At 63.7% G+C, this 13,804-nt stretch carries 12 protein-coding genes; 6 read left to right on the forward strand and 6 right to left on the reverse strand.

What is annotated here, in order from left to right:
• Positions 1-15 precede the first annotated feature (15 nt).
• Positions 16-552 carry a sterol desaturase family protein gene (locus BM279_RS14110; protein WP_093504633.1) on the forward strand — a complete coding sequence of 179 codons (537 nt, stop codon included), beginning with the start codon at positions 16-18 and terminating at the stop codon, positions 550-552.
• On the opposite strand, the gene crtB is transcribed toward BM279_RS14110, so the two are convergent.
• From crtB to fni, 5 genes are read right to left on the reverse strand one after another with little or no spacing between them, the layout of a single operon-like run.
• Positions 434-1,432, reverse strand: a complete 999-nt coding sequence (crtB, locus tag BM279_RS14115) for a 15-cis-phytoene synthase CrtB (protein WP_143103597.1) — start codon at positions 1,430-1,432, stop codon at positions 434-436. The genes BM279_RS14110 and crtB overlap by 119 nt on opposite strands.
• Positions 1,429-2,919 carry a phytoene desaturase gene (locus tag BM279_RS14120; RefSeq protein ID WP_093504635.1) on the reverse strand — a complete coding sequence of 497 codons (1,491 nt, stop codon included), beginning with the start codon at positions 2,917-2,919 and terminating at the stop codon, positions 1,429-1,431. Before BM279_RS14120 ends, crtB begins: the two co-directional genes overlap by 4 nt.
• Positions 2,916-4,082 carry a lycopene beta-cyclase CrtY gene (gene crtY / locus BM279_RS14125; protein ID WP_093504637.1) on the reverse strand — a complete coding sequence of 389 codons (1,167 nt, stop codon included), beginning with the start codon at positions 4,080-4,082 and terminating at the stop codon, positions 2,916-2,918. Before crtY ends, BM279_RS14120 begins: the two co-directional genes overlap by 4 nt.
• Positions 4,079-5,350 carry a glycosyltransferase gene (locus BM279_RS14130; protein ID WP_093504639.1) on the reverse strand — a complete coding sequence of 424 codons (1,272 nt, stop codon included), beginning with the start codon at positions 5,348-5,350 and terminating at the stop codon, positions 4,079-4,081. Before BM279_RS14130 ends, crtY begins: the two co-directional genes overlap by 4 nt.
• Complete coding sequence (gene fni, locus BM279_RS14135; protein ID WP_093504641.1) at positions 5,347-6,384, reverse strand: type 2 isopentenyl-diphosphate Delta-isomerase; 1,038 nt, start codon at positions 6,382-6,384, stop codon at positions 5,347-5,349. Before fni ends, BM279_RS14130 begins: the two co-directional genes overlap by 4 nt.
• 256 nt (positions 6,385-6,640) lie before the next feature.
• Between fni and BM279_RS14140 the strand changes: the two genes are divergently transcribed.
• Entirely contained in the window at positions 6,641-7,528 is an 888-nt protein-coding gene (locus tag BM279_RS14140; protein WP_093504643.1) for a polyprenyl synthetase family protein, read from the forward strand.
• Here BM279_RS14140 and BM279_RS14145 read toward each other — a convergent pair whose 3' ends face one another.
• Positions 7,529-7,990 carry a hypothetical protein gene (locus BM279_RS14145; protein ID WP_093504645.1) on the reverse strand — a complete coding sequence of 154 codons (462 nt, stop codon included), beginning with the start codon at positions 7,988-7,990 and terminating at the stop codon, positions 7,529-7,531. It abuts the gene before it with no gap.
• A gap of 206 nt (positions 7,991-8,196) precedes the next feature.
• Here BM279_RS14145 and BM279_RS14150 point away from each other — a divergent pair, with 206 nt between their 5' ends.
• The 4 genes from BM279_RS14150 to BM279_RS14165 all read left to right on the forward strand — a co-directional run bounded on the left by BM279_RS14150 (position 8,197) and on the right by BM279_RS14165 (position 13,755).
• Complete coding sequence (locus BM279_RS14150; RefSeq protein WP_093504647.1) at positions 8,197-8,709, forward strand: sigma-70 family RNA polymerase sigma factor; 513 nt, start codon at positions 8,197-8,199, stop codon at positions 8,707-8,709.
• Positions 8,703-9,647 carry a FecR domain-containing protein gene (locus BM279_RS14155; protein ID WP_093504649.1) on the forward strand — a complete coding sequence of 315 codons (945 nt, stop codon included), beginning with the start codon at positions 8,703-8,705 and terminating at the stop codon, positions 9,645-9,647. Before BM279_RS14150 ends, BM279_RS14155 begins: the two co-directional genes overlap by 7 nt.
• A gap of 65 nt (positions 9,648-9,712) precedes the next feature.
• The gene (locus tag BM279_RS14160; protein ID WP_093504651.1) at positions 9,713-12,154 is read left to right on the forward strand and encodes a TonB-dependent receptor; all 2,442 of its coding nucleotides are present in this window, start codon (positions 9,713-9,715) and stop codon (positions 12,152-12,154) included.
• Between the two features lie 215 nt (positions 12,155-12,369).
• Complete coding sequence (locus BM279_RS14165; protein ID WP_093504653.1) at positions 12,370-13,755, forward strand: diaminobutyrate--2-oxoglutarate transaminase; 1,386 nt, start codon at positions 12,370-12,372, stop codon at positions 13,753-13,755.
• Positions 13,756-13,804 lie beyond the last annotated feature (49 nt).

Consider the following 13,804-nt stretch of genomic DNA (forward strand, 5'->3'; position numbering starts at 1 on the left):
TGCGCCGGTTACCCGATGATCATCAACGCTCTGGTTTTTCTCGCCACCCTGACCACCATGGAGGGTGTTGCTTATTACGCTCACAAATACGTGATGCACGGCTGGGGCTGGGGCTGGCATCGCTCGCACCACGAGCCGCGCGAAGGCTGGTTCGAGAAGAACGACCTGTACGCCGTGGTCTTCGCCGGGCTGGCCATCGTGCTGATCGCCCTGGGCACCCAGGGTTGGCACCCGCTGGAGTGGATCGGCGCCGGCATGACCGCTTACGGTTTTCTGTATTTCGTCGTTCACGATGGCCTGGTGCATCACCGCTGGCCGTTTCGATTCGTGCCGCGCAGCGGCTACCTCAAGCGTCTATACCAGGCGCATCTGATGCACCACGCTGTGGAAGGCAAGGAGCGCTGCGTGTCGTTCGGCTTTCTCTACGCGCCGACTACGGCGCGTCTGAAGGCCCAGCTGCGGGCGATGCATGATGGTCCGCTGCGCAAGACGGATGGGGACGCTGCCACAGCTCAGCGGAGCGAGCCGGCCAGCGTGCGAAACGACTCGTGATTGCCTGCCACAGGCCGATCAGCACCGCACCGATCTTCTCCGCCTTGGAGGTGGAAATACGCTCGTCCCAGGCGTGATCGCCAGCGTCCAGCACTTTCATGCCGATCTGCCGATACACCACCGCCGCCGTCGCCACCGCCCAGGCCGAACGCCAGGGCAGGGCACTCAGGCCTGCCTGGGCGCTGGCATAGTAGGGCTCGGCCAGCTCGACCAGGCGTTGGCCGAGCACGGCGACCGCCGGGCGATGCAGGATATCGGCGACCCGATCTCGAGGGATGGCGTGCTCTTCCAGCCACTGCTCGGGCAGGTAGCAGCGTCCTACAGCGGCGTCATCGATGATGTCGCGGGCGATATTGGTCAGCTGGAACGCCAGGCCCAGGTCGCAGGCGCGATCCAGAGTGGCCTCGTCGCGGGCACCCATCACCCTGGCCATCATCAGGCCCACCACGCCGGCAACGTGGTAGCAATATTCGAGGGTGTCATCGATGCTCAGGTAGCGGCGCTCCAGCACATCCATCTCGAAACCAGCCAGGTGCTCGAGGGCATGCTGCCGCGGGATGTCATGGGCCAGCACCACCTGGCGAAAGGCGGCGAATGCCGGGTCGTCCAATTCGACGCCGCTGTAGGCCGCGTGGGTCTGCGCCTTGAGGTGCGACAGGCGACGTTCGGCTTCCTCGCGGCTGATGGATACGGCGTCGTGGCCAGCTTCCTGGCCGTCGATCACGTCGTCACAGTGGCGGCACCAGGCATAGAGCATCACAGCGCCGCGGCGGGTTCGTTCGTCGAACAGTTTAGAAGCCGCCGAGAAGCTCTTCGAGCCCACGGCGATGCTCTGGTTGGCGTGCTCGATCAGCGCATCGTCCTGCACCGCACCAGTCATGCCTGCAGATCCTCGATCATCAGACTGGCGGTGGCCTTGGCCGAGCCGATCACGCCGGGCACCCCCGCGCCTGGGTGCGTGCCGGCGCCGACGAGATAGACATTACTCAACTGAGCATCGCGGTTGTGCGGGCGGAACCAGGCACTCTGCTGCAGCACCGGCTCAAGCGAGAACGCCGAGCCCTGATACGCGTAAAGCTCGTCACGGAAATCATCCGGGGTGAAGATCCGGCAGGTCACCAGATCCTCACGCAGCCCCGGCATGTAGTGTTCTTCGAGATAAGCAAGAATACGGTCGCGGTAGCGCGGGCCTTCCACGCTCCAGTCGATGGGTGCATTGCCCAGATGCGGCACCGGGGACAGCACGTAATGGCTGGAGTAGCCTTCAGGCGCGAGGCTCGGGTCGGTCACGCAAGGCGCATGCAGATAGAGCGAGAAATCCTCGGCCAGGGTCTGGCCCTTGAAGATCTCCTCGATCAGTTCGCGGTAGCGCGGTCCGAAACACACCGTGTGGTGCTGCAACTGCGGCTGCGGACGCTTGAGCCCGAAATGAATCACGAACAGTGAGTTACTGAAGCGCTTGCCCTTCAGGCGCTTGCCTTCCTGGCGACCGCGAGAATGGCCGGCCAGCAGCTTGTCGTAGGTGTGCACCACGTCGCCATTGGAGGCCACGCTGTCGGCTTTGAAGTGCCGGCCATCCTGCAGGCGCACGCCGGTGGCGCGGTTGCCTTGGGTGTCGATGGCCACCACGTCGGCATTGAGTTCCAGCTTGCCGCCAAGGTCCTCGAACAGCCTGACCATGCCTTGCACCAGCGCGCCGGTGCCGCCTTTGGGAAACCACACGCCCCATTCGCGCTCCAGGGCGTGAATCAGTGTATAGATCGACGAAGTGGCGAACGGATTGCCGCCCACCAGCAGCGAGTGAAAGGAGAACGCCTGGCGCAGTTTGTCGTGCTCGACGAAGCTCGACACCATCGAATAAACGCTGCGCCACGCCTGCAGGCGAGCCAGCTGCGGGCCGACCTTGAGCATGTCGCCAACCGACAGGAACGGCACCGCGCCAAGCTTCAGATAGCCTTCCTTGAACACGGCCTTGGAGTAGGCGAGGAAACGCTGGTAGCCGGCCACGTCCGCCGGGTTCAAGGCGGCGATCTGGCGGTCTAGCTCGGCCTGATCGTTGGCATAGTCGAACTGCGTGCCGTCTTCCCAGCACAGCCGGTAAAACGGTGTGACCGGCAGCATCTCGACGTAATCGGCGAGTTTGCGGCCGCTCAGGGCGTACAGCTCCTCGATGGCGCTCGGGTCGGTGATCACCGTGGGGCCGGCATCAAAGGTGAAGCCCTGGTCGCGATAGACGTAGGCGCGGCCGCCGGGCAGGTCACGCTTTTCCAGCAGCGTGGTCTGGATACCTGCGCTCTGCAGGCGGATGGCCAGAGCCAGCCCGCCGAAACCCGCGCCGATGACGATGGCTGTTTTCGCTTGGTTCATGAACGCGTCTCGAAATGCCGAGGCGAGTGGCGCAAGGCCGCCCGCATGGCTTGATCAACGGGGACCGGCGGTTTGCCGATGAGAATTCGTGCGCGGTCGTACCAGGGGTTGCTGGCGGCATAGAAACGCTCGATCAACCCGGCTGGCAGGCCGTAGAAACGTTGCATCACCTGCCAGCGATCCTGTGGTCGTCCGGCCAGGAACAGCATGCGGTTGAGCAGGCGATAGAAGCCCTGGTTGCGCCATTCGCCACGGGCGTGTTCGCGCAGATCGCGGGCCAGGGTCGCGACATCACGTAGCTGATAGTTCACCAGCCAGTCGGCCAGGCGCACGGCGTGGGGCAGTGAATAGCCGGTGGTGCAGTGGAACAGCCCGGCGCGCAGGCCGGACAACGGCTGGCCGGCAGCCTCGTCCCAGAAAGCGTCGAAATCACCGGCCAGGGTGATCGGCAGCACGCCCTGTTCCTCACGCAGGCACTCGGCCACCTGCCAGCCATGCTGCTGCGCATAGGCCGCGATGTGCTCGCGAAGCTGCTCGGTGGTGGCGCGGTGCTGGTCGACATAGTGGGTGTCTTCGATCAGCAGCGTGTCGGCGGAAAAGGGCAGCACGTAGACGAAGCGGTAGCCGTCGCCCTGGGGCACTCGGGCATCCATGATGATCGGCGCCGTCAGTCCATGGGGAGCGCCCAATCGCAGCAGCTGGCCGACGAAGGCCTGCTGACCGAGTACCAGATGATCGCTTTGCCGAGCGCCACGGCCATCGATTACCGCGCGAGCCTCGAGGCGCTCGCCGCTTGCCAGCTGCACGTGGGTCGGGCTGATCTCGCTGATGCTGCTGTTCAAACGCAGCATCGAGCCCAGCGCCGGCGTCAGCACCTTGGCGAAGTGCTCGCCGGTGATGCTTGCGTAACCGCTGTTCAATGACCGCGACAAATAGGGGAACTGCACCTGATAACTCGCCCAGCGCTTGACCACCAGCGGTTTCAGCCAGCGGTGCTGCGCTTCGCTCAGGTCACCGTCATGGAACGACCAGGTGTGGTTGCCGCCCAGGCTCGCCTGCTGCTCGATGCACAGCACCTTGAGATCCGGGCGTTGCTGCTGCAGGCGCCAGGCGATCAGGCCATTGGCGAGGCCGCCGCCGGCAAGAATCAGGTCGTAGCTCATAAGGATTGCGCCTGTGCGGTCGCGTGGCTGACCACGGCAGCCTCGACGATATCGGCTGCGCGTTTTACGCCGCCGGCCTGTTGCAGCTCATCGATCAGCGGATCGAAACCGGGCAAGGGCTTGGCGAGCAGCTCGCGCAGCGCCGTCTCGATACGCGCCACGCTGGCTCGCCGACTGAGCTGGCTGCCGACGTTGCGATAGGCGACCCGGGCGGCGACGCCCGGCTGGTCGAAGGCAATCGGCATCACCAGCATCGGCGTGCGCGCGACGATGGCATCCATCACCGTGTTCAGGCCGCCGTGGGTGATCACCGCATCGGCCCTTTCCAGCGCCCATTGTTGCGGCGCGAAGTCGGTCACCCAGGTGGCGCCGCAGTCGATCAAACGGCGTTCCTGAGCCGAATCGAGCTTGCCGCAATGGGCGATCAACAACTGACCATCGAGGCGCTTGCAGGCTTTGGCGATGCGCTCGAACAGCTTGATACGGTCGCCCTGCAAGGTGCCCAGGCTGGCGAAGAAGAACGGCCGCGACTCGTCGATTGGCCAATGGCCCTGCTGCGATGTAGACGGGCTGCGCAGGGGGCCGACCGCATGAAAATGCGTCGGCAACTGGCTGCGCGGGAAATCGAAGCCAGCCAGGGTCTGGCTGATCTGTGCCAGCGGCGACAGGCATTCATGCAGGGCGGTTCGCGGTGGCACACCGAGGCGCAGGGCGGCAACTTGGATCACCTTTCCCAGGGGCTTCATCAGCCAGTCGTAGACCTGGGTGCTGCCGCGGTACATGTGCTGGCTGCGCTCGTCGGTGCCATAGGCGAAGGGCATCACCGGCAGCGGCAGGCCCGGCTCGCGGTTGACCGGCAGTGCGCAGGCCACTGATACGAACGGCAGATTCAGGCTTTCGGCGACCAGGCCGCCAGCCGGCTCCATTTGGTCGCAGAGCAGGGCGTCGACCTCGTTGTCAGCGAGCGCCTGCGGCAACTCGTTGCAGAGCATCGCGGTGGTGGCGCCCATCTGCTTGATGATGCGCCGCAGCCCCCAGGGCGTATCCGGGTGCGCGGCCTGGTGCAGGGTGCGCTCCAGGCTGCCAGGCGGATGACTGCCAACGCCCACCGCGCGAAAGGTCACCCGCGGATCGCTGAGCCAGTGAGCAGCATCGGACTGGTGAAAGAAGGTAACCCGGTGGCCACGTTCGATCAGTTCGCCGACGAGGGCCTGCAGGGCCTGGAAGTGGCTGTAGTAGGGCGGTGCGATAACCGCGAAGTGGGTCATGCCTGGCTCGCCAGCAAGGGCGCGTGACGCAGCGCAGCCAGGTTGGCCGAGCCGGTGCAGAAGCAGGCCGTGCGCAGCTGGCGGATGATGATCTGGAAATGCTCGATCACCGCCTCGGTCGACAGCGTGGCACCGGGCAGTGCGCCGGCCGCCTGGCCGACGATATCGGCGCCCAGGCGAATGGCCTTGGCGGCATCCACGCCGTCGCGCACGCCGCCGGAGGCGATCAATGCAACATCCGGTAACGCATTGCGTATCGCCTGCACGGCGGAGGCGGTGGGGATGCCCCAATCGGAGAAAGCCATGGCCACGGCGCGGTCCGCCGTGTTGGCTGCGCGCTCGCCTTCCACCGCCGCCCAGCTGGTGCCGCCGGCGCCGGCGACGTCGATGACCTGCACGCCAGCCTCGGCCAGCGAGCGCGCTACCGAGGCCGACAGGCCAGCACCGACTTCCTTGACGATCACCGGCACCTCCAGGCTGTCGACCACCCGGGCGATCTGTGTCAGCACTCCGCGCCAGTTGCGGTCGCCTTCGGCCTGTACCGCTTCCTGCAAGGGATTGAGGTGAATGATCAGGCCGTTTGCCTGCAGGGCGTCGACGGCGCGGCGGGCCAGGTCGAGGCCATCTTTTTCCAGCAACTGCGCAGCGCCGATATTCGATAGCAGCACGATATCCGGCGCCAGGCGGCGCAGTTCGCGGGTCAGGCCCTGGTCGTTACCGGTCTGCAGGCTGACACGCTGGGAACCGACACCCATGGCAATGCCCAGCTCCTGCGCTGCTTCGGCCAGATGTCGATTGATGGCCTCGGAGCGGTTGGCACCGCCGGTCATGGAGCTGATCAGCAGCGGCGCCTGCAATTCGACGCCAAGCAGGGTGGCGCGCAGGTCGATGGCTCCGTGGTCCAGTTCAGGCAGTGCGCAATGTTCGAACTGCAACTGTGCCCAGCCGGCACTGATCCGCGACGTTGCCTTGTACCGATCCAGAACGATATCCAGATGATCGTCCTTACGCCGACTAAGGTCGCTATTCTTCATGCAGGCTCCATTTCCATTGCGCCGGAATCATTTTGGGGGGCACGCGGTCTTTCCAGAACGGAATATTCGAATAGCATGTATATATCCGCCTGGCCCTTTCGGGCAGCTTATCAGGCAACCGCAGGCACTGGACGTTCCAACATTACGAATCGGCTTTGGTTACGCTCATTTCGGTGTCAGTATCGTACCGCGTCGTGACCCTCAGTACGTATCTCGTGCTCACGTACTGCAGGCATATAGAAGAAGAGAGTGAACGATGACAGCCTATGCGACCGCAGCGATCGACAGCGGATTTACCGAACACCTGATGCAGTTGCGCGCCGCCATCGATGGCCGGCTTGACGAGCTGCTGCCAGCGGCCAGCAACGAGCGCGACCTGGTCGCCGCGGCGATTCGCGATGGTGCCTTGGCGCCGGGCAAACGCATGCGCCCGCTGCTGCTGCTGCTGGCTGCCGACGGCCTGGGTGCCGATCAGTGCCAGGCACTGGATTTGGCCTGCGCCATCGAGATGGTGCATGCCGCGTCGCTGATTCTCGACGACATGCCCTGCATGGATAATGCCCAGCTGCGCCGCGGCAAGCCCACCGTACACCTGACCTTTGGTGAGGATATCGCCATCCTTGCCGCCGTGGCACTGCTGTCGCGGGCCTTTGGCGTGGTGGCGTCAATCGACGGGCTGCGCCCGCTGGTGCGCACTCAACTGGTGGAAGTACTCGCCAATACCATCGGCTCCCAAGGGCTGGTGAAGGGGCAGCTGCAAGACTTGCGCGACGGCAAGTATGCCCGTAGCGAAGAGGAAATCGCCGCGACCAACAACCTCAAGACCGGGGTGCTGTTCAGCGCGATCATGGACATGGCGTATCTGCTCAGCGATGCACCCAAACCGGTGCGCGGCTTGCTGCAGCGTTTTGCCGTGGAGCTGGGGCATGCGGTGCAGCTCTTCGACGACCTGCAGGACATCAACCCCAACAGCGACAAGGATCAGGGCAAGGACGACGGCAAGTCGACGCTCCTGGCCCTGTGTGGCGAACAGAAGGTTCGCGAACGCCTCGACGGGCACCTGGCCCGTGCGCAGATCTGCCTCGACGAGGCCTACCGCGGCGATGTCTACATCGGCCGCTTTCTGCGCATGCTGTTTGGCTGATTACTGGGGCAGGGCTTCCAGCGCGGCCTGCAGGGCCGCGGCGTCGTTAAAGCGCTGTTCACGCACCACCTTGCCATCCTCGACTTCCAGCCACTGCACGGTTTCCCGATCCCCGTCGTAGCGGTTGGCCACCCGGCCAGTCTGGTCGAGCATGATGCGGTACTTTGCCGAGCGCATGGCTGGCACTGCGACCAGCTTGGCGAACGACGGCATCTTTTCGATATCCGCCACGTAAACCACGTGGCGAGCATCCAGATAACCCTCCGGTTTCTCTTCCAATGCGCCGTTCACTAGCCGGGCCGTGGACATGCTACGCGCCACCAATACCACCCGGGCGGCGTCGTCCAGGGTGTAGGCCTTCTCGAACTGATCCAGCAGCGTCCAGCGAGTTGGAGCCGGGGCATCCGTCGCCCAGGCAGTGGAACAGACAACACTGAACAACAGGATGCAGAGTCGTTTCATGGCAAGCCGCTCGGTCGAAAAATTGGCAGCACAATAGAGCGCCGCGGCCACGCTTGCCAAATATTTTGCATCGCACCGTGTGCAAGGGTGCCTGGCAGTGCCGAAGGGTTTGAGGGTTGCCAGGCAAATCAGAAGGCAAGGCTACCTTTCTGCTTAATTGTTAATTAGAATCGATCTCGTTATTGATCTTCATAACGGGTGCTTGCATGGGTGGTCTGGCCGTATCCAGTGAACGGGCGTTCAACGATCTGTACCGGGAACATCGCAGCTGGCTCGAGCAGTGGCTCAGCCGCCGCATGGGCAATGGTTGGGACGCCGCCGACCTCAGCCAGGACGCCTTCATGCGTGTGCTGGCCGGCTCCCAGGCGATCAGCGAGCTGCAGGAACCCCGGGCCTACCTGAAAACCATTGGCAAGCGCCTGCTGATCAACCTCTATAAGCGCCGCAGCCTGGAGCAGGCTTATATCGATGCGCTCGCACAACTGCCCGAAAGCTGCGCGCCGTCGCCGGAAGAACGTTGGCTGGTGCTGGAAACTCTGCAGGCACTGGACGAACTACTCGACGGGCTGCCCCATGTGGTGCGCCGTGCCTTTTTGCTAAGTCAGCTCGAAGGCCTGGGTTACCGGGATATCGCCGAACGCTTGGATGTCTCCGAGCGCAGCGTCAAACGCTATATGGTGCAGGCCTACGAGCACTGCCTGCTGGTCGAGCTGTGCTGAAGCGCGAGATCAGTGACGACACCCGCCGTGTCGCCCACTCGGCCGCGCGCTGGCTGACGCTGATCGAATCCGGCGAGGCCCGCGAAAGCGACCACGCGGCCCTGCAGTGCTGGCGTGATGCCCATACCAGCCATGAACACGCCTGGCAGAAGATCCAGGCCCTGCGCTCGCGCTTTGGCGGTGTGCCGCCCGAGCTGGCGATGGCCAGTCTGGATCGGCCCGATCAAAAGCGCCGGCGCCTGCTCAAGGGGCTATTGGGCGTCGCCACCCTGGCGCCGGCCGCCTGGCTGGTCAGTCATGAATTGCCTATCTGGCGCGCCGACCTGGCGACCCGGGTTGGCGAACAGCGCCGGCTAACCTTGGTCGACGGCAGCGTGCTGGATATCAATACCGATAGCGCATTGAACCTCGACGTCGCTCAGCGTCGGCTGATCCTGCTGCGTGGCGAAGTCGCGTTAAGGCTCGCGGCGGGCTCGCCCTTCGTCATTGAAACCGATCAGGGCAAAGCGACGCTAAGCACGGGCGAAATCTGCGTGCGACAACAGGGTGACAGTTGCCAGTTTTCGATGTTCACGGGCGTCGGGCAGTTGCAGCCAAATGCCTACGACACCCTGGCGCTGCAGGCGGGGCAGCGTCTGACGCTGCGCGGCGGTCGCGTGGACTCCACCCAGGCCTTCGATATGCGGCAGCTGGGCTGGCGTGACGGTGTACTGATGGCCAACGATCAGTCGCTGGGTGACTTCCTGCGCGAGCTCGAACGCTATCGCCCCGGCGTACTGCGTTGGTCGCCGTCCCTGGAGCGTTTGCGGGTGACCGGCAGTTTCCGCCTGGCCGACACCGATCAGGTTCTCGATCTGCTGGCTGCCAGCCTGCCGCTGAGCGTGCAGAAACGTACGCGTTACTGGGTCACTTTGGTGCCCCGCGAAAAAATTGCCTGAAGGCTGTCCCTTTTTTTCTGCTCGCCTGTCATGGGAAGTAGTGAATTAAAAAGAGAGCGTCTGCCATGCCATCCCTGACACGTCATCGGCCTCGTCTGGTGTCTTCGATTTCCTACTCCACCGTCTGCCTGAGCCTGATGCTCGGGCTGGGCAGCATCGCGCCACTGGCCGCCCATGCACAAACCGCCGAGCGCACCTACAGCGTGCCGAGCAGCAGCCTGGGTGAAGCCCTGAGCCGCTTCGCCAGCCAGGCCGGGGTGAGCCTGTCGGTGGATCCGGCGCTGGTCAGCGGGCGCAGCAGCCAGGGGCTGTCCGGCACCTACAGCGTCGATGAAGGCTTCGCGCGTCTGCTGCAGGGCAGCGGCCTGCGCCTGCAGCCGGTCAGCGATTCGGCCTATACCATCGCGCCGGCCGCCGACAGTGCCGACACCATGGAAATCGCCCCCACCGCCATCACCGGGGTGACCATTCCCTCGGAAAGCCTGGAAGGCGAGCGCTACGCCGGCGGCCAGGTCGCCCGTCGCAGCTCCCAGGGGCTGCTGGGCTCGCGGGACTTCATGGAATCGCCGCTGAGCATGACCACCTACACCAGCGAGGCGGTGAAGAACACGCAATCGCGCACCCTGGCCGACCTGACCGCCAGCGACCCGGCGGTACGTTCCACCAACCCGGCGGGCGGTCGTTTCGAGCAATTCACCATTCGCGGCTTCAGCCTGTTCAACAGCGACGTGTCCTACGGTGGGCTGTACGGCATCATGCCGACGTACTCCATCGACATGGAAATGGCCGACCGCGTCGACATCCTTCGCGGCCCGACCCAACTGGTCAACGGCATCTCCCCGCGCGGTAGCGTCGGCGGCGGTATCAACGTGGTGCCCAAGCGCGCCACCGACAAGCCGATCACCGAGTTCACCGGCACCTACGCCTCGGACAGCCAGGTCGGCGGCGCGGTGGACGTAGGTCGCCGCTTCGGCGAGGACAACCGCTTCGGCATCCGCTTCAACGGCGTCAAGCAATCCGGCGATACCGAGTGGGATCACCAGAAGGTCAACCGCGAGATGGCCGTGGTGGGCCTCGACTTCCGCGACGAGCGCCTGCGCCTGTCGATGGATGTGGGGCATACCGAGCGCGATACCGATGCGCCGCAGGAACGCATTTTGGTGGCGGACACTGCGCCCGTGCCGAAAGCTGATGACGTGCGCCATAACTATGCTCAGTCCTGGAGCAAGGCCCGAACCAATGACACCTTCGGCGCACTACGTGGCGAGTATGATATCGACGATTCGTTGATGGTCTATGGTGCCGTCGGTGCCCGTAAAAGCCGCCATGATTTCCTGCGTCATAACGTGACGGTAACCAATGCTGCTGGCGATTTCACCGTTCAGCCGCGTGATTTCACCCGAGACGAAGATGTACGCACAGTGAATGCCGGTGTGCGTAAGTGGTTCCAGACTGGCTCGGTCAGTCATGAAGTGAATTTAGCTGCTGATTACTTTTCGATGGACTTCGAGAACGGTGGGGCACGGTATCAATACCCAGCTGGCGCAGGCGGGAGCAATATTTACAACCCCGTCGACAGGCCGGAGCTTACAACCCCCTCCCGACTTGACGACAAGGTTTACACGGAGAACCGTTTCAGCGGCGTGGCACTTTCTGACACGCTTGGCTTTATGGAAGATCGCTTGTTACTGACTCTGGGCGCTCGTTGGCAACGAGTGAAAGTCGATGATTGGAAAGACGGTATTAAGAGTAAAACTGCTTATGACGAGGAAAAGTTGTCACCGTCGATGGGCGTACTGTTTAAAGCCACTGACCAACTCTCGTTGTATGCCAATTACATGGAAGGCCTGAGCCAGGGCAAGATTTCTCCAACCAACTCACTGCGGCCTGACGAAATCTTCCCACCCTTTATCAGCCGCCAAGTGGAAGCTGGTGCGAAGTACGACATGGGCAAGTTTGCTGTTACTGCCGCAGTATTCCGCATCAAACAGCCTGCCTATGAAACCAATCCAACAACACGGGAATTTGGGCCTAACGGCAAGCGAGTCAACGACGGTGTCGAACTTAGCGTTTTCGGCGAACCACTCGGCGGTTTTCGCTTGCTTGGCGGTGTGATGTATATCGACAGCAACCTGAAAGACACCAACAACGGTGGCGCGAACGACGGCAACCGCGCCCCTGCAACGCCCAAGTACAACGCCAACCTCGGCGCCGAATGGGACGTGCCGACGGTCAAGGGCCTGACCCTGACCGCGCGTAGCATGTACAGCAGCTCCCAATACCTGGATCAGGCCAATACCAAGGAAATCGACTCCTGGACGCGCTATGACGTGGGCGCACGCTATGCCTTCAAGGTCGATGAAACCGATGTCACCTTGCGCGGCACCGTCGAGAACGTGGCCAATTCCCGGGACTGGATCTCCGCCGGCGCCTCCGACGACAGCGAGGCGGGTTTGACTCTCTCCGCTCCACGCACCTTCGTGCTGTCGGCCACCCTCGGTTTCTGATTTTTCCGTTGCACCTCCACAGCGAACGCCTGGTAACGGGCGTTCGCTGCAAACAATAAAACCAACCATTCAGGGATGAAGCGGGACGCCTCGCAGAAGGCTGCCCCGCATTCGGCGTGACCTGCCGTTACTGATATGCCGTTACTGATGAGTGCAGTGCTGACGACTTTCAACGGCTCCATCCGGAGCCTCGAACAGATAGAGGCGAGCACCATATGTTGAGTGAACGTACCCTGCCGCTGGAGCGATCCGATCTCCAGGCGGTACACAGCAACAACGCGGATTACCTGGCACGCCAGGACCGCTTCGAATCCAATGTGCGCAGCTACCCGCGCAAGCTGCCCCTGGCCATCGCCAAGGCGCAGGGCGTGTGGGTGACCGATGTCGAGGGGCGCCGCTACCTCGATTGCCTGGCTGGGGCCGGAACCCTGGCGCTGGGCCACAACCATCCGGCCATCGTCGACAGCTTGTCGAGCTTCCTGGCCTCCGGGGTGCCGATGCATACCCTGGACCTGACCACGCCGCTGAAGGACGCCTTCAGTGAAACCCTGCTGGGCGTGCTGCCGGCCAACGGCTATTGCCTGCAGTTCTGCGGGCCGTCCGGCGCCGATGCGGTGGAAGCCGCGCTCAAGCTGGCCAAGACGGTGACCCGGCGCAGCAACGTGATCGCCTTTTCCGGCGGCTACCACGGCATGACCCATGGCGCCCTGGCGGTGACCGGAAATACCGGTCCTAAAGACGCCGTGGCCTCGCTGATGCCCGGCGTGCAATTCATGCCGTACCCCCATGAATACCGTTGCCCGCTGGGCATTGGTGGCGAGGCGGGCGTGCAGGCGTTGTCCCATTACTTCACCCAGTTCATCCAGGACGTCGAAAGCGGCGTCAGCCTGCCGGCGGCGGTGATCGTCGAGGCGGTGCAGGGCGAGGGCGGTGCCAACCCGGCGCCCAACGCCTGGCTGCGCACCCTGCGCGAAGTAACCCAACGCCACGGCATCCTGTTGATCGTCGATGAAGTGCAGGCCGGCTTCGGCCGCACCGGGCGGATGTTCGCCTTCGAGCACGCCGGTATCGAGCCGGACATCATCGTCATGTCCAAGGCGGTCGGCGGCGGCCTGCCGCTGGCGGTGCTGGCCATCAAGCGCGAGTTCGACGCCTGGCAACCCGGTGCCCACACCGGCACCTTCCGTGGCAACCAGATGGCCATGGCCAGCGGCATGACCACCCTGCAGATCATCCAGCGTGACGAATTGGCCGAGCAAGCCCGTGTGCGCGGCGACTGGCTGAAGGCGCGTCTGAATGCTCTGCGCGAGCGTTATCCGGCGATCGGCCAGGTGCGTGGCCGCGGGCTGATGCTGGGGCTGGAAATCGTCGACGAGCGCCAGAGCGCTGATGCACAAGGCGCCCATCCCATGGACGCCGCGCTGTCGGCGGCCACCCAGAGCGAATGCTTCAAGCACGGCCTGCTGCTCGAGCGCGGCGGCCGACATGGCAGCGTGATTCGCCTGCTGCCGCCGTTGATCATCGATGAGGCGCAGTGCGCCGAGGTGGTCGCCCGTTTCGAGCGCGCACTGGTCGCAGCGCTGGGAGGTGCCCGTGGCTGAGCAAACCGCACGCGCCACGCGTGCCTACCCGACCGCCTTCGAGAAAGCG

Origin of the sequence: Phytopseudomonas straminea, assembly GCF_900112645.1 — a bacterium.
Taxonomy (GTDB): domain Bacteria; phylum Pseudomonadota; class Gammaproteobacteria; order Pseudomonadales; family Pseudomonadaceae; genus Aquipseudomonas; species Aquipseudomonas straminea.